Genomic DNA, 20,000 nt, shown 5'->3' with positions numbered 1-20,000 from the left:
ACGACCGCCACTTTATCAGGGTAAAATATGATTGTCGTACGCAAAGCTGATCAGATGGGTCAGGTTCTTGACGTCGAAACGTTTATACATGGGGAAGATACGCTTTTCGATCGCCGATTGGGACACTTTAAACAGCCCCGCGACCTCTTTCAACGAGTAGCCCTTGGCCACCATGGCCGGGGCTTCTTTTTCTTTACCCGAAATAGCATGGTAGCGGAATAACTGTTTGTTCAATTCCTCTTCAAACTTCGATTTATCCGGCCCATACGCCGCATACCGCATTACGCTGCCGAACTTAAGGCTGTGATTAACCTGCGAACGCCCGATGATGGCAGTCATCTTGCCATTTTCCGAACTGAATACGCCCACCTTCACGATCAGCGGCACGTGAAAGCCGTTCTTATGCATTTTTTTAGCTCGATGGTAAAGCTATACTCTTCCAGGTTTTTTGTACGGGACTGGATAAACATAAGCGCCTTGTCGTTCAGTTCATGCGAAAACGGGGCGTATTCCGGCGAAGTAATGGTTACTATGGTCATCATGGTCACCTCGGCGTCTTTATAGCCTAAAATCTCCTCCCAGCCGTCGGCATACACCATCCGGTTTTCCTTGAACGAATAAATGTACACCGCTTCTTCCGGGAAACGACGGATGGTGGCGCGGTAATGCTGCGCCTGGGGACTGTTGAGGTCAGCCGGGATATCGGTGATCAATGATTGTGAATATTTGCCAAAAGTTGGATCAGGGGTCATTCCGGGTACGTTTTGGCTATAAAACTATAAAAAAATCGGCTACCTGCGTAATAACGCAGTTGACCGACGTGTTTTCATTAGTTATTTTTGCTCTCGCAATCAGATAGTTAACAGCATACATCGTAACTGAAACCAATTAAGACGAAACATCCAATTGCTTGAGCCTCGTAACCCCAAAAGTTCTTTAGTAATTACCGGCAGCGTTTAGTCTCCGCTGTTTTTGTGTTAAAACTTCCGTTTGCGGGTGTTGCGGGCGTGTTTTCCTTTCGCCTGCAGCGCTCCGAACGATTGCCTGGTAAGTATTCCCGGATTTTTGATAGAAGTTGGCAGAAACGTATACGGCCTTTCTCCAATGTCATGACACGAAGGGTTTGCCTATTGCCCTTTTAGCCCCAAAAAGTGTAACAAAGGGACAGTCCATCCGGATTGTCCCTCTTCATTTATTTCCTGCCTTTGAGCAACTTTTCGCCTTTTCGGCGGTGTAGCTGTTGGGGCCTGAGTGAATGCCTCAGGCAAACTGGCGGATGACCTGCTCCAGCTGTTTGGCCTGCAATACGCCGGACTGCCTCCATAACACGCGGCCCTGTTTAAAGAGGATAAGCGTGGGCACGCCCTGTACGTTGTAAGCCTGCGCTACACCGGGGTTTTTGTCCACGTCTATTTTAATGATTTTAGCCTCGTCGCCGATCTGTTGTTTCAGCGATTCGAGGATCGGCGTCATCATCTTACAGGGGCCGCACCAGGTAGCGAAAAAATCGACCAGTACCGGGGTGTCGCTGTGTATGATTTCTGAAAATGTGGCTGCCATGATAGTATTTTTTTAAAATCCGCCAATAATAATGCCTGAAATCCTTTCACCCTAAAAGCCTCTTTGTTAGTCTTTATTATGACGGCAGCACTGAAACACACTCATTACAGGTGTTGCCGCGCCATATAACATTATTAAAGATCATCAGGCATTTAGATTTTGGTAAGGATTGCGGGTTTCTGTTCAGTTACCCGCGTTTTTTTTGTACGAAACACCTTCCACGGCTACCCGGTAGGTGGGATCGTCTACGATGTTCACATCGATTTCGCTGCCCGCATTCTGTAACAGGGCAATACAATCGCTGCTCAGGTGTTTCAGGTGCAGCTTTTTACCCGCCTTAGCATAACGCTCCGTCAGTTTATTCAGTGCATCAATGGCCGACATGTCTGCCACCCGGCTGTCTTTAAAGTCTATCACCACTTCGTCGGGATCGCCCGTAACATCAAACTGCTCCAGGAAGGTGGTGACAGCGCCGAAAAAGAGGGGGCCGCTGATCTCGTAGTATTTACTGCCGGTCTCCGTCCAGTGTTGATGCACCCTGATGTTGCGTGCACTTTCCCAGGCAAATACCAGGGCGGATATGATAACGCCGATCAGTACCGCCAGCGCGAGGTTGTGCAGCACGATCGTGATCAGCGCCACGAGAATGCCCACAAAAATATCATGCCTCGGCATCTTTTTGATGATGCGGAAACTGCTCCACTCAAAGGTGCCAATCGCCACCATGAACATCACACCGGTCAGCGCCGCCATTGGTACGCGCTCAATGACAGGTGCACCCACCAGGATAATGAGCAGGATGGTCAGGGAAGCAATGATACCCGACAATCGGGCCCGTGCGCCCGCAGACAGGTTTACCAGCGTTTGTGCGATCATAGGGCAACCGCCCATGCCGGTGAAAAACCGTTGAGGATATTGGCCGTGCCCTGGGCGATTGACTCGCGGTTACCGTTGCCGCGCGTGCCGGTGATCTCGTCTACCAGGTTGAGCGTAAGCAGGCCTTCGGTGAGACCGACAGCGGCCATGACCAGCCCGTACGGGAAAATTACTTTTAACGTTGCCAGGTTAAAGGGAACGGAGGGAATATGAAAAGGAGGGAAGCCGCCACTAACAGAAGCAATGTCCTTCACGGTTTTCGTATCAATATGAAAAAAGTACACGAGCAGGAATACGATGACGATAGCGGCGAGTGAGGGCGGAACGGCTTTGGTCACACGCGGGAAGAATAATACAATGAGTACGGTAAGAACAGTGAGGCCGCCCATGATCAGCAGTGGTGTGCCGGTAAGCCAGCTGCCGGCAAATTTAAATTGCTCCAGCTGCGAGGTGAAGATAATTACCGCCAGGCCGTTTACAAACCCGTACATCACGGGTTGTGGTACGAGGCGAATGAACTTCCCGAGTTTGAATAATCCGACCGCAATCTGGAACACGCCTGCCAGTGCCACGGCAGCAAATACATAATCGAGTCCGTGCGAACGCATAAGCGCCATAATCACAATAACCGTAGCGCCCGCACCGCCGGAAATAAGTCCGGGCCGTCCACCAAAGATGGCGGTGATCAGTCCCATGATAAAGGCCGCATATAACCCGGTTAATGGTGGAAAACCTGCGAGGATAGCGAATGACAGTGATTCGGGGATCATGGTCATGGCTACTGTGAGACCTGCAAATGTTTCGTTCTTATAATTAACTGGTTGACGGAAGTCGAACAGGTTGAGATATGCTTTCAATGGTGCCGGTATTTACAATATGAAGGCACAAAGGTACTTCAAAATGGCATAGTTATTGTTAAATCGCGGAGAACGAGAAACCGTGCAGCCGAATACGTTAACCAATTATTCTTTGCGCGTTTGTGCCCATTCGTGATTATTTAACCAACAATACAGATTATGAAAAGAATGTTATTTGTGCCGTTAGCAGCGTTAGCCGTATCCTTTTCCGCATGCAGCAAAGACAAAGACAAACCCGGTTCCGCTTGTTTTGCGGATAGTTTCCAGCTGACCGAAACCAACCGCGACCCGAGTGATGAGACCGACCAGGTATTCCTGACTTTTGATGTGAAGAATACCTCTTCGAGGGACTACGCTATCGAGAACGGACATGCGGTGGTGAACCTGAAAATGATCGTTACGACCACCGATGGTTCTAAGTATGAAACGATTGCACCCATCACGGTGACATCACTTTCCGCAGGCGCTACCGCGAGCTTTCTGACATTAGCAAAATATGGATCTGAAAAGGAGTTCCAGAGTGTTACAGTAGAAAAATCCTGCCGGTAATATGACGAAACCGCGGCCACTGCGCCGCGGTTTTTTGTTAACCCCTGTAGACTTAAATATCTGCATGCTTACGCACTGGTATTGCTGCGGCAAACTATTCAGTACCCAGCCGCTCACGTACCCACGCATTCAGCCGGTCGCGATCTTTCGTTTCGGCCAGCAACTGCAGGAACGCTGCAACCAACCTGCCTCCACGCGTGCCTGGATATTCGGCCACATATTGTTCGAACGCCTCTTTCACTTCCGGCACAAGTTGACCGTCTTCTACCGTGCGGGTATTATCCTCGCCCAACAGGAAGCAATCCATATAATAAGTGTAATTTTCCTGTGCCTGTTTGGCCAGTTTTGAATCCGGATATTTAGTGCAGAAGTTATCCCAATCCTGAACACGACGTGCCGCTTCGCTCCAGGGAACAATAATACCGGCATCGGCCTGGAAGAGGGAAGAGTCTTCATGGGCGTTGATGTTCACGTAAAGCTGATAGTCAGCCGGCAGGTGCTGCTGACCGAATAAGTTTTGATAGAAGTTGGGCTTTAATTGCAACTCTGTATAACCTTCCCCGACAGAATAAGGTTCGATACCCGCTTGCGCCAGTAACCGTACACGCGCCTGGGTGGCTTCGTCCGGACGGTAATCCTGTGCTTCTTCCGACCAGGAATTGACATACGTGTCAAGCCATTTGCTTTCATTGGCCGAAAGGTCCTGATGGCCAGGATCGCGGCATCTGCAAAGATATGATACATCTTGGCGGCTTGTTCGGGTGTGGCAGATGATAGTGCGTGTCTTATAGAATCCGCGCGCTGGCGTAATTCCATTACAATGTTAGTGGAGGGTGGTCGTTGCGTGGCTACTTCAGGAGGAACTTCCCGGTAGGAAGTATCTGAGGCGGCATTAACGACAGTATCGCTGGTGGTAGTGGTGTGGGTCGGTTGCTGACACCCCGCGCCGGCCATTACGGCCAGCAGGGGGAGCATATAAAATTTTTTTCATGAGGCCTTACTGCTTTCGGGGCGGAAAGATAGTAAACGGCCGTTATTTTTCCAGCAGTGATTTGAGTTGCTGCAGGTCTTTTCAACAGCGGTACGATCGGCTTCGAAATCGCTGTCGGTCATACCCGGCTGCCGGAACAGCGTAAATACCACGATGCTGCCGGAACCACGGGCTATCACGCGCAGGGGCACATACACCGTTACATTGTTCATGGTTACGTAGTGGTCCACTACACCGAGTTTGTTTTTTTCCACGAAAGCGACATGCGCTTCACCGTTGCTGGTTTGTATTTTCCAGGTGTTGTCGGTGTTGGTTTCTTCTATCGACAAGCAGAAGCCAGGCGCCCATTTTGGAAAGTTCTGCGGAACGGAAAGGAAATCGTAAACGTCGTTTGCACTTCGTTGAATACCAATAGTTACATGTGTTACATCGTTTGCCATAGCTTAAGGTAGTTGTTGCCTTATAGCGGGTGCAACTTTCGTTCCGAAAAGCCCGATGGAATGCAGGATTTTTCGTGCGGGATATCCCCGGCGATGATCTGGGCGAGGTACCTTGTATTCTTGAAAATGCCGTGCGAGCGAACGATCTTAGCGATCACCTCTTCGGGGCTGCCTACCAGCAGGGGCCCATTGGGCGAGCGCATCATTTCAAACTGCGGGCGGGTGATGGGTGACCAGCCTCTTTCGCGGCCAATCTTGTTCATCATCTGCTCATAGGTGGGCCAAAATTCATTGGCCGCCTGTTCGGAGGTATCGGCGATGTACATGTGCATATTGACTGCCAGTTGCAGTTTTTCCACATCATGTCCCGCTTTACGGGCGGTATCTCTATACATGTTGATGAGTGGCGTGTATTGGGCAGGATCGCCGCCCAGTATCGCCAGCGTGAGCGGAAGATTCAGGAAACCGGCCCTTGCGGCGGAAGAAGGTGTGCCGCCGATAGCGAGCCAGATCGGTATTTTCGGTTGTAACGGTCTGGGATATACGCCCAGGTTATCGATCGGTGCGCGGTGTTTGCCTTTCCAGGAAACGATTTCCTGCTCGTTGATCTTCATGAGCAATTCCAGCTTTTCGGAAAACAGTGTATCGTAATCTTTCAAATCGTACCCAAACAGCGGGAACGATTCAATGAACGAACCTCTGCCGGCCATGATTTCTGCGCGGCCATTGGATACCAGGTCGAGGGAGGCAAAGTTCTGGAACGTACGCACAGGATCGGCGGAGCTGAGTACGGTCACCGAGCTGGAGAGACGGATACGCTGTGTTACGGCTGCGATGGCAGACAGCACGACTTCCGGGGAGGAAATGACATAATCGGGCCGGTGATGCTCGCCCAATGCATACACGTCGAGCCCCACCTGGTCGGCGAGTTTCGCTTCCGCGATGAGTTCCTGTACACGGCGATTGGCGTTTTGAGCATTACCCGCTTTATTGTCGGCTTTAATTTCCCCGAATGTGCTGATGCCTAATTCCATAATCTGTTGGTTTAGGATGCAAAGGTCGGGAAGTTTGGGGGATTTGGATGCGGTGGAGTGGTATACTCAAGGAAAGTGGCGGGCTGCAGGAAGCTGTCCGCCACATTTGGTAGGTGTATATCAATGCCTGTACGCTTTCCTTGCCGCATCCAGGGCACTCGGCATTCAGTTGTGCAAGTGTACAGTCGTCGTTCAGGGAAGTTTCCAGCCAGCTGCCATCTTTACACTGGAATACCTGTACGCTCAGTCCCAGCCATTTCCGGAAATCGTACTCCACTTCGGCGGCGGTACGTAAACTGCCAATGTCTACCCAGCCAAAGGTGTGCATCATCCGGATATCTTCGATCGGCGTTTCGGGCGACAGGCAGCAGGCGCCCTGGCAGTTATCGCCATGGGCATAAAACTGTGTGTAGAATTCCAGTTTCAGGTGCGGAAACTGGTCATTGAAAGCGCGCTGGATATTGCAGATTTTTTCGTCTTCGGCGATGTAGATGGTCATGGTCGTTCGATTTAAAGGCAATTTAACGCGCGTCCGGCGGCCAGGATATGAGTTAAGTCAGTTGGCAGGATGATAGTTTACTGTTATCTTCGTGGCTCCTGTTGATATCGACCTGACTAATGGAACAGACTACCTGCGAACGCTTTTACGAACATGGCCTTCCTGTATACAGCATTTATTTCCAACCTGGATGGGTTGCGGAGCAGGCAGCACAATTCAATATACACCGCTCAAATGCTCTGATATGACGGCGGCCTGGGAACTCATCGCGCAACGCGTGACCAAATATGATCCGCGTTTCAGGGAACATACCGGGCGGTATCGCCGGGCGGAGTGGACTTCCTTTTACGACATTGGATATAGCTTTAACGGGCACATACTCACGCTGGAAGAGTATAAGGAAACAGAAGATAAATATGTACTGGCCGTATTGTTGTTCCCGGATGCCATTGGCTGCAAACGCGTCCGTATCAACAACCTGGAGAAACATGAGGCTGCACATCATCTCAACGAAGAGGAGCTCGCGCGTTTTTCCGCTTTACAGGAAGGCATGCTGGTACCGGCGGCAGAAGTAGCGCCCATCGTGCGGCTGATCCTGCGCGAAAGCATCTGGTGCGAACTGCTGTGCGAGAGGCGGCCTACCTGGGGGTGCATTTCGGTTACGATTATTACATGTATTTATGCAGCGAAAACCAGTCGCCTGCCCTCTGGAAAACTATCCAGGACCTCGGGTTGTTCGTGGATTAACGGGTACGTGCAAACGCAGGCAACTCCGCCTGCAAACCACCTGTTCGAACAATCGTTATCGGGCCAGTCTTATTTTATAGATGAAATTTATGGGGAAAGGGCTGCCGGCAAATGGTCGCCCTTTCTTTTTATTTGCACTATATTTAAGGATGATACTGCAATTTCGCCTCCTCCTGCTGCTCGCTTTTACGAGCATCGCCACCCAGGCGCAGCCACCGCTTCGCCTGGCCATCGCCGGCCTCAGTCACGGTCACGTAGGCTGGGTTTTTAACCGCAAAGACAAGAAAGATGTGCAACTGGTAGGCATATACGAACCTAACCAGCAACTGGCCGATAAAGTGGCGAGGCAATACCAGCTTGATAAGAAGTTATTTTATACCAACCTCGCGGAAATGCTGGAGGCTACAAAGCCACAGGCGGTATCGGCGTTCGGCGCGATCAGTGAACACCTCGCCGTGGTAAAGGCCTGCGCATCCCGGAAGGTACATGTGATGGTAGAAAAACCCTTGGCTACTACCGTGCAAGATGCGCAACAGATCGCAGCGCTTGCGCGGGAACACGGCATTCATGTACTCACGAATTTCGAAACATCGTGGTATGCCAGTAATCAATATGTAAAACAGCTGGCAGACAGCGGCAAATTAGGTACGATCCGTAAGGTAATGGTGAACGACGGTCACCAGGGGCCGAAGGAGATCGGTTGTAGCCAGGAGTTCCCGGACATCCTCACCGATCCTGCTAAAAACGGGGCCGGTGCCTTATTCGATTTCGGTTGTTACGGCGCTAACCTGATGACCTGGCTGCTAAAGGGGAGCGGCCGCTGTCCGTAACGGCGGTGACCCATCAGAATAAACCAAACATTTATCCTAAGGTGGATGATGAAGCCACGATCGTATTACAATATGCGCAGTCGCAATGCGTGATACAGGCGTCGTGGAACTGGCCCTTTTCGCGGAAAGACATGGAAGTATACGGCGCTACCGGTTATGCGGTCGCTGTTAACGAAGTACAGGTTCGCCGCCGCCTCAAGGGCGAAACAGAAATGCCTTTGCGCCTGGATGCCCGTCCTGCACCATTTACGGACCCGTTTTCGGTGCTTGCCCAGGTGGTAAACGGATCGTTGCAGTTGGAAAAGTACGATCAGTATGGACTTGCCGTAAATCTTATCGTTGTGGAAATATTAGAGGCCGCGAAAACCGCGGCCCGTACCGGTAAATCGGTTACCCTGCGTTAACGAAGGGGGAGCCGGGTTGCGGCGGTGTGATCTCCGGCTTCGGCGGCAAATCGGGGATTTGCGGTGGTACCGGTTGCGGAATATGCGCCGGTGGCGGTTCCTTGATCGGTGGTTCCCGGTAGTACCCGGATTTTCGGGTCTACCGCCCGGATGTGTACCTGGTTCGTTCGGTGGTGTTATTTCAGGCTTTGTGTTTGGATCTGTCATAATAAATCATTTTGCACGGTTCATAAATGGATGTCGGTTACATAAATGATCTCGCAACAGTCCTGCCAATTAATACATCGGGTGGCAGCTGAAGGGTGATCTTTCTTAAAAGTGATGCATTTATTCCTCATAAATAACCGCCTGCAACATGAGTTACAGGCGGTTATCCGTTTAATAATTAAGGGTGATGCCCGCGCCAAAGCCCATATCGCTGTCATAATGCGCCGAAACGCCCATAAACGACGTGAGCACATATCGCAGGCCGCCCATATATTCCTTATCCGTATTCACCATAAATCCGAAGCGCAATCGTGGTGTAATCCTCACATCGTCGCGCATCAAAGAAATACGTGCTTTCCCGTCCGTGTCAATGCGTGCATCCAGCACGGCCAGCATCGGCAGCGTATACTGCACACCGGCGCATAGTGCGCGGCGTTCATTCTTTGTACTGATCTGCCCGAAAAGGTTTTTCTCCACATCGCCGTGTTCCAGTTTGCGGTACCGCCAGTCGATGCCCACATACGGCAGCAGGCGTTGCATAGGCCCGATATACCGGCCGAAATGCGTTTCCACCTCGTAGCCGTGCATATCATTGTATCCCAGGCGCCATTCGGCCTGCAGGTTCCAGCGGGTATTTTGCAACATAGCCTCGCCGTCGTTACCGTTGCTGGCAAAGTCGTTTTGCGCCATAAAATGGAACATGCGGTCGTCTGCATACACCTTTTTCATTTGCTGGGCGGGATTGGGCGGCGAATCTTCATATTGAAAAATTCTTCCCATGCCCGACATCATATGATACAGGATATGGCAATGGAAAAACCAATCGCCGCTCTCCGTGCCGGCAAACTCCAGCGTATCGGTCTCCATGGGCATGATATCCAGCGTGTTTTTTAGCGGCGCATATTCCCCCTGACCGTTCAGCACACGGAAGAAATGACCATGCAGGTGCATCGGGTGGCGCATCATGGAGTTGTTGTAAAGGATCAACCTGACATTTTCTCCCTTTTTGATGACGATTTTTTCCGATTCCGACACCGTGCGGTTGTTGATGCTCCATACATACCGGTTCATGTTGCCGGTAAGCGTAAACTTCAATTCCTTCACCGTCGCTTCGGGCAGGGTGGTTTTTACCGGAGAACGCAGCATGCTGTAATTCAGGGTAACGAGATCGGTCAGCGGTTCCTGGTACATGACGGTGTTCATATCCATCTTCTGTAAACTCATCTGCATCCCCATGTCGTCCAGGTTGCCGTTCATTTTCATCATCCCATTCATCATCTTCATGCCTTCGAAATACTTCAGGGGTGGTAAAGGCTGTGCCAGTTGCCGGATGCCGTTGCCCAGCCACAAGGAAGTGCTGCGGGTACGGTCTTCGGCCGTAGCCAGAACTCAAACGCGGTACTGTCTGCCGGCACGGTTACTTCGAGGTCGTAGGTTTCAGCAGTAGCGATGATAAGGCGGTCAACAGGTACCGGTTCCACGTCCATGCCGTCATTGGCCACAACCTTGATTTTGCCGCCCGCATAGTGCAGCCAGAAGTAGGTGGATGAACTGCCGTTAATCACCCGGAGCCGTACTTTCTGTAATGCTTTCAGGTCAGCGAAACTTACTTCATCCCGGCCATTGGCATGAAACCGGTCGTAGTACACGTCGCTTACGTCCATCGCTTCCATGCGCTTCCATTCATTGGTCACTTTCGTGCCGAAGTGCCCTGCGCCAATGGCTTCCGCGTAGCTCTGCACCACACCTTTTTCAATTGCCCTTTTTTGATGGAAAACCAGTCGGTTGCCGCCTTCAGGCGGCGTTCCACCTGGTGCGGGTGCATATCGGTCCAGTCGCTGAGCAGCAGCGTGTATTCAGGCATAGCCGGCTTTTCCCTTTTATGGATGATAAATGCGCCATACATACCCGACTGCTCCTGCAATGCGGTGTGGGAATGGTACCAGTACGTACCGTTTTGTACCAGCGGAAACTTGTACCGGTGTACAGTATGCGCCTTAATGGGCGCAGTTGTCAGGTATGGCACACCGTCCTGTTCATTGGGCAGGATGAGGCCATGCCAATGGATAGACGTTTCGGTATGCAGCTCGTTGTGAATGAATACTTCTGCGGTATCGCCCTCGGTGAAATGCAGTTCGGGCATGGGAATTTGTCCGTTTACCGCATAAGCCATGCGCGATTTGCCGGTGTAATTCACCATGGTATCCTTTACATATAGATGGTAGGTGACCGTGCGTTGCGCCGCCGCGGGCAATGCGGCGAGCAGCAACAGCAAGGCTGTTATCAGTTTTTTCATTCGATGGTGGCTTTTGTGCTGCCGCAGCTCAACATCTGCGCGCCGTAAAAAGGGTTTTGATGTCTTTCTCCGGCTCAGCCAGTCGCCGCCTTTACCATCGGCGTACATAGGACAGTGCTGAAGGTACACGGGCTGGCCGGGTTTGGCGGCCTGTGCCAGTAATCGCATTGGTGCTGCTATGCCAGCGAGCGTTTTGCGCTGTGCCGCCAGGTCGGTGGTAGCGCCAACCGTTGCCGCGGCCATTTTTAATCCTTTTTCGGCCTGGCTCCAGGCTGTTTGGGCCCCGGCTTCGAGCTTCCGTGCATCGATGCCGTTCAGCGCAGCTGCCAGCTGTTTGCCTGCGGCCTGTGCTGCAACACCGTCAGATTTAACCAGCGCATCTTTGACTGCGAAATACGCATTTAAAACGGCCTGAAGGGGAGCCGTGGCGGTGATGGCCGTGTTTTCCACCGCAGGGGCAGCAGTAACCGCGTTACTGCGCTCATATTTGCAGCAGGCGTGCAACTTGTTGTACGCTTCGGCGGGAGCGAGATACAGCTCATTGTCATATCCTGCATAGGCTACTTGTTTCAGGATATTATCCAGGTTGGTCTTTTTCGGATTGTAACGGACAGTGGCCGTGCCGGTATGCTCATTCCAGTTGATAGTGGCGCCTTTCCCGGCGGCGTTCTCAATGGTTTGCTTACACATGTCGCAATTACCGCTGATTTTTACGGTGGTGGTTTCCTGGTTTTGTGCGGAAACGGGCTGAGAAAGGACGAGCATCACAGCTGCCATCCATATAGTAATGTTTTTCATGATTGTAGTAAGATGAATTGTTGAATAAAATAGACACACGATGGGCTATACAAGCCGGCATCAACCTATTTTAGGCGGAACGCGGTAGGCAAGGTGCACATTGGGAAGATCCGGCTGCGGGAAATGCCAGTTCACCTTCGCAGGCGACAGCAGGGGTTGGTAAAAACAGTGCGCCGCCATTGCGGGTGCGCTGGCGCGACAGGCGTTCATGCAGGGACAGCCCTGATGTTTGCAGTCGTCATTGCACACATGTTTGTGGTGTTGCACCTCTTTTTTACAGCAGTCTTTTTTGCTTCTTGTTGGTGATGCGCTACCATGGTGGCGGGTTGACCGTGCCCGCAGGCAGCAGCTGGCCCGGCTGCGTAAAGCAGTATCGCCAGGCAGCCCAGTAACCATATGTAGCAGCGGTGTCGCATCAAAATATATTAACCTGATGATAAGGTTTAAAGATTGTAATCAAGCCCGAAATTCCGGATTTTTGGTGAGGTAAAGGTTATATAATTTACGGATGCAGTTATATAATTCCCGCCGTCACATTGTGACCGGGGGCGGAAAGTATTTCTACAATATTTGGACTTGCGCAGATGTTGAACCCTTTCCTGTGGCAGCTTGTGGTAATGGCATATGCTTTGTGTCATCCTTGCATAACTCAATCTGCAACTACCCTAAATTCTAATAGTTATGGCAAAAGCTAAAAAACAAGCTGGAAAAAAGGCCGCAGCAAAAAGGCCGCACCCAAAAAAGCCGCTGCAAAGAAGGCAGTAGCACCTAAAAAAGCGGCTGCTAAAAAAGCGGCGCCAAAGAAAGCTGCAGCACCTAAAAAAGCCGCGGCCAAAAAAGCAGTACCCAAGAAAGCAGCCGCTAAAAGGCGGTAGCCCCCAAAAAAGCGGCCGCTAAGAAAGCGTCAGCACCCAAAAAGGCCGCTGCTAAAAAGGCAGTAGCGCCTAAAAAAGCCGCTGCTAAAAAGGCGGTAGCGCCCAAAAAGGCAGCAGCTCCTAAAAAAGCGGCCGTAAAACATGGAACAGAAAGCGAACAACTGGATAAATTCTTCCACGACTCGCTGAAGGATATCTATTGGGCGGAAAAGAACCTGGCCAAAGCGCTCCCGAAATTACAGAAGGAAGCAACCAGCCAGGAACTGAAAACAGCTATCGCCGATCATACCCGCGAAACGCAAAGTCAGGCCGACCGCCTGGAAGAGGTGTTCGCTATCATCGGTAAAAACCTCAGGCACAGAAATGTGAAGCGATGGAAGGCTTGATTAAAGAAGCACAAACCATCGTAGAGGAAACCCAGAAAGGTTCCAACACCCGCGATGCAGGTATCATCGTGGCCGCTCAGAAAGTAGAGCACTACGAAATCGCTACCTACGGCAGCCTGGTACAACTCGCTAAGGTCATGGGCCTTGAAGATGCTGCCGGCATTCTCGCAGAAATTCTCGAAGAAGAGAAAAGCGCCGATGTATTGCTGACGGAAATCGCTGAAGGAAGCATTAACTGGCAGGCTAAACAGGAATCCGGTTCCGGTGATGAGCAGGATGAAGATGAGGAAGAAGACGAAGATGACGAGGAAGATGAAGACGATCTCGACGAGGAAGACGAAGACGACGTAGCAGCAGCGGACGAGGATGAAGACCGGAAGACGCTGACGAGGACTTCGATGATGATGACGATGACGAAGACGACGAGGATGAAGAAAAATAAGACACCAGATATTAGCGCCGGGACATCCCCGGCGCTTTTTTATCCAATGGACATAAAAAAGAGCGATTCACCGCAGTAAATCGCTCTTTTTCATCTAAATGATTGAAAACTAATAGGTAGCGCCGCTTTCTGCGAGCGCTGTCTCTATCGCTATACCGATGGATTTCGTTTCATCTGTTTCATTATCGCTGCCTTCCTCAAACCAGTGATTAGCGCCTTCGTTGTCCTGTTTCACAATCAGGTACAGCGTTTTATCAGGCATTTCAACGATAAAGGAATCCTTATCTTCCTGAGTAACTGGAATGGTAGCGTTTTGCTGAGTGATCGTGAACTGGGACATATATATTTCCGTTTTGGAATAGAAAACAATCATTGTGCCATGTAACCCCATCAAACCGTTAAAAATTGATGGAGTTTTTTCTTTTACGCCTGCCAGTACCATCAGTACAATAGTTGCCAGCAAATAAACTTCGGGTATGCTTGTATCGTCCATGATGCCCCCGGTGATGGGATGTAATTTTACCTGTATAATTTTTCCCACAGTATAGCGACCATCTGCACACGCACGGCGGCTGATGCGCATTTGTCGCGGTGTATCCTTTATTGTCACCGGCAATCGCGGCCTTGTACCGCAATTGTAAGGCTCACCGGTAATTACTGCGTTCAGATTGCGCCCGGCATATTTCTGATACGCCCCCGCACCGAAATAAACAACCAGCCAGACGGTCAGCAACGCCAGCAACAAGGTAATATAACCAGGAATCTTTTTTCTTTTTGCATGGCGCTAATTTAAAATTAAATTAAGGTTACAGGGAATAATTTTTGCTCCATGCTAGTCAATTAAGTGCTAACTTGAAAGAAGACTATTCACACGGAAAATACGGTTGCATGAAAGTATTTGTTACCAGGAACATCGCCCCGGAGGCGGTGCAATTAATGGAGGAAGCGGGTGTTGCCGTAACGCAATGGCAGGAGCGGAGAGAGTTGGAACCTGAAGAACTGATAGGGCATTGTATGCATTACGATGCGTTGCTCGTTGCCGGAAAAAGTAAAATAGACCGGCAATTCCTGCAGGTTTGCCATCATTTGAAAGTAATTGCTTTACATTCAGTTGGATATGACAATGTAGATGTGGATGCCGCATCGGAATACGGTATTCCCATCGGTAACACGCCCGGTGTGCTGAGCGCCGCTACGGCAGAAACAGCCTTTTTATTGATGATGGCCGTATCGCGTAAGGCGTTTTATATGCATCGCCGCATCATTAACGGGGAATGGGGGTTTAATGCGCCGATGGACAATCTTGGTATTTCTTTGCAGGGAAAAACGTTGGGCATTTTCGGCTTGGGTAAGATAGGAATGGAGCTCGCCAGGAAAAGTATCGCCGTATATGATATGAAAGTGATTTACCACAATCGCCATCACAATGAAGAGGCGGAAGCGAAATACGATGCGGAATATGTTTCTTTTGAAGAACTGCTGCAACGCAGTGATGTACTCTCCGTACACGCCGCCCTTACCCCGGAAACAAAAGAGCGTTTTAACATGGACGCCTTCCGGCAGATGAAGTCTACCGCCATTTTTATTAACGCCGCCCGTGGCGGAATACACAACGAACAACACCTCATATCCGCGCTCAACAGCGGCATAATCTGGGGAGCCGGCCTTGACGTCACCAACCCGGAACCCATGTTGCCGGATAATCCGCTGCTCACCATGCCCACCGTAGCGGTGCTGCCGCATATCGGCTCCGCCACGGTAGAAACCCGCACGGCCATGGCACTTATTGCTGCCCGAAACGTTGTGGCGGGACTACATTCCGAGCCATTGCCGCATGCGGTCAACCCGGAAGTCTACAGCTAATGTCTTTCGTATACACTTAAACGTGCCTGCAACGTAGACACTTGCTGCTGCAGATTACGCATTCTTTCCAGCATATTCATCAGCGCATCAATGCCTTCTACATTGATATTCATGTCGTAATACCAGTTGCTGAACATTTCCAGGTCGTGCAGGTCATCGAAATGAATACAGGGTTCTGCTTCGATAATGGTAATGGTGAGCAGGCCGTTTTGCCGCAGCGCTTCGATGAAATCGGGCGCGGTATGGTATTTTTCACAGTACGCTGTTACGGATATCATATCTGCTTGCATAAGATGGAATTAAGATTGAGATAATTGCCTGAACAGCTCCTTCTGTTGTTCCGTCAGGTTTTTCGGGAGTTGAATGTTCCAGGTCAGATAGAGGTCGCCATGTTGGCCCTCTTGCCGGTATACCGGGAAGCCTTTTCCCTTCAGCCGTATTTTAGCACCGTTTTGCGTTTCGGGCGCAACTTTCAGTTTTATTTTCCCGTCAAGCGTATCAATAGTCGTTTCTCCGCCGAGGACGGCCGTATAAAGATCCAGGTTGGCGGTGGCGTACAAATCGTCGCCCACCCGTTTAAACACCGGATCATCTTCAATAATAAAGGTGATTAGCAGGTCACCGGCCGGACCGCCGTTTACACCGGGCGTACCGTGACCTTTCAGCTTGATTTTTTGCCCGTTAGCCACGCCGGCATGAATGGTGATACGCACCTGCTGGTTATTGATGGTAAAGGTGCGTTGATGCGTTTGCGCGGCCTCGCGTAAACTGAGGTGCACTTCGCCCTGGGCATCCTGTCCCCGGAACCGCGTGTGGCTGCGCCTGCCACCACGGGCGGCACCGCCGAACAGCGATTCAAAAAAGTCGGAGAATCCACCACCGTCTCCAAAATCGAAATTTTCGGCGCCACCGCCGCTATAGGTATATTGCTGGTACGGGTTGCCCTGCTGTTGGCGCTGCTGCTCAAACTGTTCCGCATTTTTCCAGTGCTCGCCATACTCGTCGTATTTTTTGCGCTTGTCCGGATCACTCAGTACTTCGTTCGCCTCGTTGATCTGTTGAAATTTAAGTTTTGCCTCTTTGTCGTTTGGATTGAGGTCGGGGTGATACTTTCTCGCCAGTTTGCGGTATGCTTTTTGATATCGTCTGTACTCGCTTTTTTATCGACTCCCAACACGGTGTAGTAATCTATAAAAGCCATAATTCGTTGTTTAACAAAGTTTCGTGTCCAAATAAAGTGCCGTATCCTGAATTTACGAAAAACCGTTCTTTTGTCGGTCAAAAACTGACACACTTGCAGTTAGATTTTATTAGATTTGCCGCCGGAAAACCGGATGCTAATACACCAGATGACACCTATGCAGCTACCAATTCGAAGGATCATGGCCCTTTTTGCAATGATGTGCGTTACCTTGCCCGCCTTTGCGCAAAAAAAGCCACCTGTCAACAAAAAGAAGGAACCACCGAAAGCGGTTTACGCTGGCAAACCGCTCGTAAAAGCCGACTCCGTACCACCGCCACCGTATCGCGACGATGTGTTTACCACGGGAGAAATTGAGCGGATGAAAACGTTCCTGATCAATAACGCTTCCAAACCCGCGCAGCCGAAGACTAAACGCTGGTCACCAGCCTACAGCCTGGTGTGTATCAATACTGTGCGTGCCGGGGTAGAATACCTGCTGTATCACGACTCTGCGATCCCGGACAGCCTGTTCAGCCGCAATGCTGCGTTTAACGCGTTTGGCCGCGCCAACCGTATCGATGTGCTGATGCAACAGCTACAAGATTCGGGGCTTGTATCCAAATCGCGGGTATTGGGTCTCTCCGGCCTCAATCGCCGGAAAATAGTACCGATAGATTCGATGAAAAGCTATTTAGATCCTTACGAGCTCGACGGCAGTTTGTGGTTCACACTGCGTGGCATGATCGGCAACGTGAGCGGCTGGAGCGTATTTACGATCAGTCTTTGTACGGGCACGCATGCTGCTATTCTTACGGTCGATCACCGGGAGCCGGATAAAATGCTGGTGTACTGGTCCGATCAAACCCACAATCACCCGGTGATTTCGGGTGGCAAGGCCACTACACAATATGGCTGGGAGCTGATGAACGAAAAAGGATCTGTCAAAACCACGCCCCGCGGGCTGGATGCGTACACGTTGCATGCGATGAAAACGTTCTGGTGCGACTGTACTTACGATAAAAAGACAAGAATGCCAAAGTCGGCGCCTGTTTCCCGGAAGTGGTGATCTGGCGCATCGGCAGGGGACAGTTATAAATAGAAAATGCGGGCTTCAACGGCCCGCATTTTACCGGATGGCATCGTGCCTTCTTTTCGGGAGGCGCCTTTTAAAAGCGATAGGGCGATCCTGACCGCTTATCATTCAGAAAGATATATAAAAAGCATATTCGTTGGGAGAACCCAGTCCGCTTTCGAATGATCCGGAACCGCCTTCCGACTTAAAATAATATTCCGCGTCTGCAAAAAATACATCCGGGTTGCCGCGTCCGATTTTTATCACCTTGTTAGTGCCGTTTAACACCGCCGAAGCTGTGATTTTGTACTTGGTTGCGGGAATATCGTTTATGTAGTAGGCCTGTCCAACTCCATCTCTAATAGTGAAAGACTTCTCCACTACTTTACCCGCGGCGGGTGTTCCGTCAATGAATTTTGCATTGGCAACTGGTGCGAGCTTAATCGTAATGGCTGTGCCTGCGGGCACCTGGTCGGTCAGGGAGCTGTAATTGATAAATTTTATCGTACCGCCAAAATAACCAGTTCCATTTTCCTTGCTCACCGCCCTGTCGGGAATACGGCTGCTTAATTTCCACACAAAGTTCCTCGTCACGCCACTTGGCGGTACGCTGAATGCATCGTAGTCGCTGTCCTTTTCCATGCCCAGCCTTATCTGGTAAGTTTCATTCTCAAATTCGGTTTCTTTCCAGGCATAAATTTTATAACCGCCAATGGCACTTACCACGGCACTATACTTACCTGCCTCGTCGCTGCTGGCGGTATAGTGAATATTGTTGCCATTTGGATTTTCGATCCTTATCCCGGCATTCTTAATGGGGTTTCCTGCCGCGTCTTTTACGCTACCACTGATTGTATATGCCTTTGATGCGGGCTGGCCGGCGTCCGTTGGATTACCTTCTTTTGTGCAGGCCATCATTAAAGTGCTCCATAGCAGGGAGATGCAAATTGAAAATTGTTTCATTGTTGATTTGATTATTGATGCAGCCAGTCGACTGCCTTTTTACAGCGGCGTCGTTGGTTACATCGTTAAAGGCATCATTGCCTTTGATGAAAGAATGAGGTTGTATTGTTTCGGGAAATGTTTTTTTGTGCTGATCGGCAATGCGGGCCGTGGAAATCAGGAAGTAAGTATTACCACCGTTGAATACAAATCCGTTGGTCGCATTAGCCAGGCCTGCCGTGCTGTCGCCGAGCAACAATGTATTGGGGCGGCGACTGAAAACAGCAGCGGTGATTTCGCCGGAACTGGCAGTGCCCGGCCCGATCAATACCGCCACTTTCGCATCGGGTATCGAAGTAGTTTTGTTTTTGATGATGACCGGCGTTTTACCGTTGACCAGGAAGTTACCCTGATGAAAAGATGATTCATCGCTGGCTTTTCCATCTTTATCAATATAATAACTGACAATGCCGTCCCGGAAAAACATCGCAAGTCCGGCCAGCATAGGCTTTATGTTTCCGCCGCCATTGAGCCGGAGATCAATGATCCATCCCCTGGGCCGATGTTGTGACAGTTTCACGATTTCGCTATACAGCCAGTTGGCATATGCATCTACCTGTTCCTGTTTATTAACGCCCATAAATGGTACGGAAAAATAAGCGATGTCGCCAAGCAGCTGCGGGTCAATACGTGGGCCGCGTGTCCGGGCTGCCTTTATCGAATCCGAATACCTGGTCATTAATGCCGTATTTCCAGGCTTGTACGAATCGTTATATTGATGGTAAGCGGCATGCTTGTCGCCCAATGCATTAAAAGCGATTTTGAGCGCGTCGAAAGTCTCCGCTTTTGTTTTGGCTCCTTTTGCGTTTTCAAGCACTTTTCTTTCCGTGGCGGGCCAGTTAACAGTATTAGCATATAAAGACCGTTTCTTTAGTACCGACAGGCAACCTTTGATATACGTGCGTATGGAGTCAGCTGTCTGACAGGATCCGGTTTGCGGGAGGTATAAAAAAGCTGTAAGCAGCAATCCGGTGAGATGAAGCGGAAGAAGTTGCCGGAGGCGTCGGGAGGCAGCGTCTGGGAAGGGGTGTTGCATATCTTTATTTTATGCAACAAAATTATGCGCGACCGGCAGGTACTGCTATAGGT

At 50.4% G+C, this 20,000-nt stretch carries 25 protein-coding genes and 2 pseudogenes; 7 read left to right on the top strand and 20 right to left on the bottom strand.

Features of this window, described 5'->3' with window-relative positions:
• Positions 1-15 precede the first annotated feature (15 nt).
• The 5 genes and pseudogenes from MKQ70_RS10580 to MKQ70_RS10560 form a co-directional block, all read right to left on the bottom strand.
• Complete coding sequence (locus MKQ70_RS10580) at positions 16-408, bottom strand: helix-turn-helix transcriptional regulator (RefSeq protein ID WP_248070572.1); 393 nt, start codon at positions 406-408, stop codon at positions 16-18.
• Positions 378-752: a hypothetical protein gene (locus MKQ70_RS10575; protein WP_248070571.1), complete on the bottom strand. Its 375-nt coding sequence runs from the start codon at positions 750-752 to the stop codon at positions 378-380. The genes MKQ70_RS10580 and MKQ70_RS10575 overlap by 31 nt, the downstream gene beginning before the upstream one ends.
• Positions 753-1,260: 508 nt before the next feature.
• Positions 1,261-1,560, bottom strand: a complete 300-nt coding sequence (gene trxA / locus MKQ70_RS10570; protein ID WP_248070569.1) for a thioredoxin — start codon at positions 1,558-1,560, stop codon at positions 1,261-1,263.
• 183 nt (positions 1,561-1,743) lie between these two features.
• Positions 1,744-2,235: an STAS domain-containing protein gene (locus MKQ70_RS10565; protein WP_248081247.1), complete on the bottom strand. Its 492-nt coding sequence runs from the start codon at positions 2,233-2,235 to the stop codon at positions 1,744-1,746.
• 33 nt (positions 2,236-2,268) lie between these two features.
• Positions 2,269-3,206, bottom strand: a pseudogene (locus MKQ70_RS10560) (SulP family inorganic anion transporter); the annotation flags it as partial.
• Positions 3,207-3,452: 246 nt separating this feature from the next.
• Between MKQ70_RS10560 and MKQ70_RS10555 the strand changes: the two are divergent.
• On the top strand, positions 3,453-3,842 hold the full coding sequence (locus MKQ70_RS10555) for a hypothetical protein (protein WP_248070567.1): 390 nt from the start codon (positions 3,453-3,455) through the stop codon (positions 3,840-3,842).
• A gap of 94 nt (positions 3,843-3,936) precedes the next feature.
• On the opposite strand, the gene MKQ70_RS10550 is transcribed toward MKQ70_RS10555, so the two are convergent.
• From MKQ70_RS10550 to MKQ70_RS10530, 5 genes are read right to left on the bottom strand one after another with little or no spacing between them, the layout of a single operon-like run.
• Positions 3,937-4,386, bottom strand: a complete 450-nt coding sequence (locus MKQ70_RS10550) for a hypothetical protein (RefSeq protein WP_248070565.1) — start codon at positions 4,384-4,386, stop codon at positions 3,937-3,939.
• Positions 4,377-4,817, bottom strand: a complete 441-nt coding sequence (locus MKQ70_RS10545) for a hypothetical protein (RefSeq protein WP_248070563.1) — start codon at positions 4,815-4,817, stop codon at positions 4,377-4,379. Before MKQ70_RS10545 ends, MKQ70_RS10550 begins: the two co-directional genes overlap by 10 nt.
• Positions 4,818-4,829: 12 nt before the next feature.
• Positions 4,830-5,273: an SRPBCC family protein gene (locus MKQ70_RS10540; protein WP_248070561.1), complete on the bottom strand. Its 444-nt coding sequence runs from the start codon at positions 5,271-5,273 to the stop codon at positions 4,830-4,832.
• Between the two features lie 20 nt (positions 5,274-5,293).
• Positions 5,294-6,307 (bottom strand): LLM class flavin-dependent oxidoreductase, encoded by a 1,014-nt coding sequence (locus MKQ70_RS10535; RefSeq protein WP_248070560.1) that lies wholly within the window; start codon positions 6,305-6,307, stop codon positions 5,294-5,296.
• Positions 6,273-6,806 carry a hypothetical protein gene (locus MKQ70_RS10530; RefSeq protein WP_248070558.1) on the bottom strand — a complete coding sequence of 178 codons (534 nt, stop codon included), beginning with the start codon at positions 6,804-6,806 and terminating at the stop codon, positions 6,273-6,275. The genes MKQ70_RS10535 and MKQ70_RS10530 overlap by 35 nt, the downstream gene beginning before the upstream one ends.
• 244 nt (positions 6,807-7,050) lie before the next feature.
• On the opposite strand from MKQ70_RS10530, the gene MKQ70_RS10525 reads away from it, so the two are divergent.
• The 3 genes from MKQ70_RS10525 to MKQ70_RS10515 are packed head-to-tail and all read left to right on the top strand — an operon-like array spanning position 7,051 to position 8,787.
• Positions 7,051-7,824 carry a hypothetical protein gene (locus MKQ70_RS10525; protein WP_248070556.1) on the top strand — a complete coding sequence of 258 codons (774 nt, stop codon included), beginning with the start codon at positions 7,051-7,053 and terminating at the stop codon, positions 7,822-7,824.
• Complete coding sequence (locus MKQ70_RS10520) at positions 7,706-8,383, top strand: Gfo/Idh/MocA family protein (protein ID WP_248081244.1); 678 nt, start codon at positions 7,706-7,708, stop codon at positions 8,381-8,383. Before MKQ70_RS10525 ends, MKQ70_RS10520 begins: the two co-directional genes overlap by 119 nt.
• 41 nt (positions 8,384-8,424) lie before the next feature.
• The gene (locus tag MKQ70_RS10515; protein WP_248070554.1) at positions 8,425-8,787 is read left to right on the top strand and encodes a hypothetical protein; all 363 of its coding nucleotides are present in this window, start codon (positions 8,425-8,427) and stop codon (positions 8,785-8,787) included.
• Positions 8,788-9,165: 378 nt separating this feature from the next.
• Here the strand turns inward: MKQ70_RS10515 and MKQ70_RS10510 are convergent, their stop codons facing one another.
• The 5 genes from MKQ70_RS10510 to MKQ70_RS10490 form a co-directional block, all read right to left on the bottom strand.
• Complete coding sequence (locus tag MKQ70_RS10510; protein WP_248070552.1) at positions 9,166-10,344, bottom strand: multicopper oxidase domain-containing protein; 1,179 nt, start codon at positions 10,342-10,344, stop codon at positions 9,166-9,168.
• Positions 10,293-10,739: a cupredoxin domain-containing protein gene (locus MKQ70_RS10505; RefSeq protein ID WP_248070551.1), complete on the bottom strand. Its 447-nt coding sequence runs from the start codon at positions 10,737-10,739 to the stop codon at positions 10,293-10,295. The genes MKQ70_RS10510 and MKQ70_RS10505 overlap by 52 nt, the downstream gene beginning before the upstream one ends.
• Positions 10,685-12,088 (bottom strand): multicopper oxidase domain-containing protein, encoded by a 1,404-nt coding sequence (locus tag MKQ70_RS10500; protein WP_248070549.1) that lies wholly within the window; start codon positions 12,086-12,088, stop codon positions 10,685-10,687. The genes MKQ70_RS10505 and MKQ70_RS10500 overlap by 55 nt, the downstream gene beginning before the upstream one ends.
• A gap of 60 nt (positions 12,089-12,148) precedes the next feature.
• Positions 12,149-12,484 (bottom strand): hypothetical protein, encoded by a 336-nt coding sequence (locus MKQ70_RS10495; RefSeq protein WP_248070547.1) that lies wholly within the window; start codon positions 12,482-12,484, stop codon positions 12,149-12,151.
• A 295-nt stretch (positions 12,485-12,779) separates the two neighbouring features.
• Entirely contained in the window at positions 12,780-12,938 is a 159-nt protein-coding gene (locus MKQ70_RS10490; RefSeq protein ID WP_248070545.1) for a hypothetical protein, read from the bottom strand.
• Between the two features lie 186 nt (positions 12,939-13,124).
• On the opposite strand from MKQ70_RS10490, the pseudogene MKQ70_RS10480 reads away from it, so the two are divergent.
• A pseudogene (locus MKQ70_RS10480) lies at positions 13,125-13,870 on the top strand (YciE/YciF ferroxidase family protein).
• A 30-nt stretch (positions 13,871-13,900) separates the two neighbouring features.
• On the opposite strand, the gene MKQ70_RS10475 reads toward MKQ70_RS10480, so the two are convergent.
• A complete protein-coding gene (locus tag MKQ70_RS10475; RefSeq protein ID WP_248070541.1) occupies positions 13,901-14,533 on the bottom strand; it encodes a hypothetical protein in 633 nt (210 codons plus the stop codon).
• Positions 14,534-14,679: 146 nt separating this feature from the next.
• Between MKQ70_RS10475 and MKQ70_RS10470 the strand changes: the two genes are divergently transcribed.
• Positions 14,680-15,654, top strand: coding sequence for a 2-hydroxyacid dehydrogenase (locus MKQ70_RS10470; RefSeq protein WP_248070539.1), 975 nt, complete (start codon positions 14,680-14,682; stop codon positions 15,652-15,654).
• On the opposite strand, the gene MKQ70_RS10465 is transcribed toward MKQ70_RS10470, so the two are convergent.
• Together MKQ70_RS10465 and MKQ70_RS43740 are read right to left on the bottom strand one after the other, a co-directional pair.
• Positions 15,651-15,944, bottom strand: coding sequence for a chaperone modulator CbpM (locus tag MKQ70_RS10465; RefSeq protein ID WP_248070537.1), 294 nt, complete (start codon positions 15,942-15,944; stop codon positions 15,651-15,653). The two genes, MKQ70_RS10470 and MKQ70_RS10465, sit on opposite strands and share 4 nt — an antisense overlap.
• Positions 15,945-15,953: 9 nt before the next feature.
• Positions 15,954-16,775 carry a J domain-containing protein gene (locus MKQ70_RS43740; RefSeq protein WP_282457222.1) on the bottom strand — a complete coding sequence of 274 codons (822 nt, stop codon included), beginning with the start codon at positions 16,773-16,775 and terminating at the stop codon, positions 15,954-15,956.
• A 261-nt stretch (positions 16,776-17,036) separates the two neighbouring features.
• On the opposite strand from MKQ70_RS43740, the gene MKQ70_RS10450 reads away from it, so the two are divergent.
• Entirely contained in the window at positions 17,037-17,903 is an 867-nt protein-coding gene (locus MKQ70_RS10450) for a hypothetical protein (protein ID WP_248070533.1), read from the top strand.
• A gap of 135 nt (positions 17,904-18,038) precedes the next feature.
• Here MKQ70_RS10450 and MKQ70_RS10445 read toward each other — a convergent pair whose 3' ends face one another.
• Both MKQ70_RS10445 and MKQ70_RS10440 read right to left on the bottom strand, forming a co-directional pair.
• The gene (locus MKQ70_RS10445; protein WP_248070531.1) at positions 18,039-18,872 is read right to left on the bottom strand and encodes a carboxypeptidase-like regulatory domain-containing protein; all 834 of its coding nucleotides are present in this window, start codon (positions 18,870-18,872) and stop codon (positions 18,039-18,041) included.
• Positions 18,802-19,728, bottom strand: a complete 927-nt coding sequence (locus MKQ70_RS10440) for a S41 family peptidase (protein ID WP_248070529.1) — start codon at positions 19,726-19,728, stop codon at positions 18,802-18,804. The genes MKQ70_RS10445 and MKQ70_RS10440 overlap by 71 nt, the downstream gene beginning before the upstream one ends.
• Positions 19,729-20,000: the final 272 nt, after the last annotated feature.

Origin of the sequence: Chitinophaga sedimenti, assembly GCF_023156195.1 — a bacterium.
Taxonomy (GTDB): Bacteria; Bacteroidota; Bacteroidia; order Chitinophagales; family Chitinophagaceae; genus Chitinophaga; species Chitinophaga sedimenti.
This window is presented reverse-complemented; position numbering and strand designations above follow the sequence as displayed.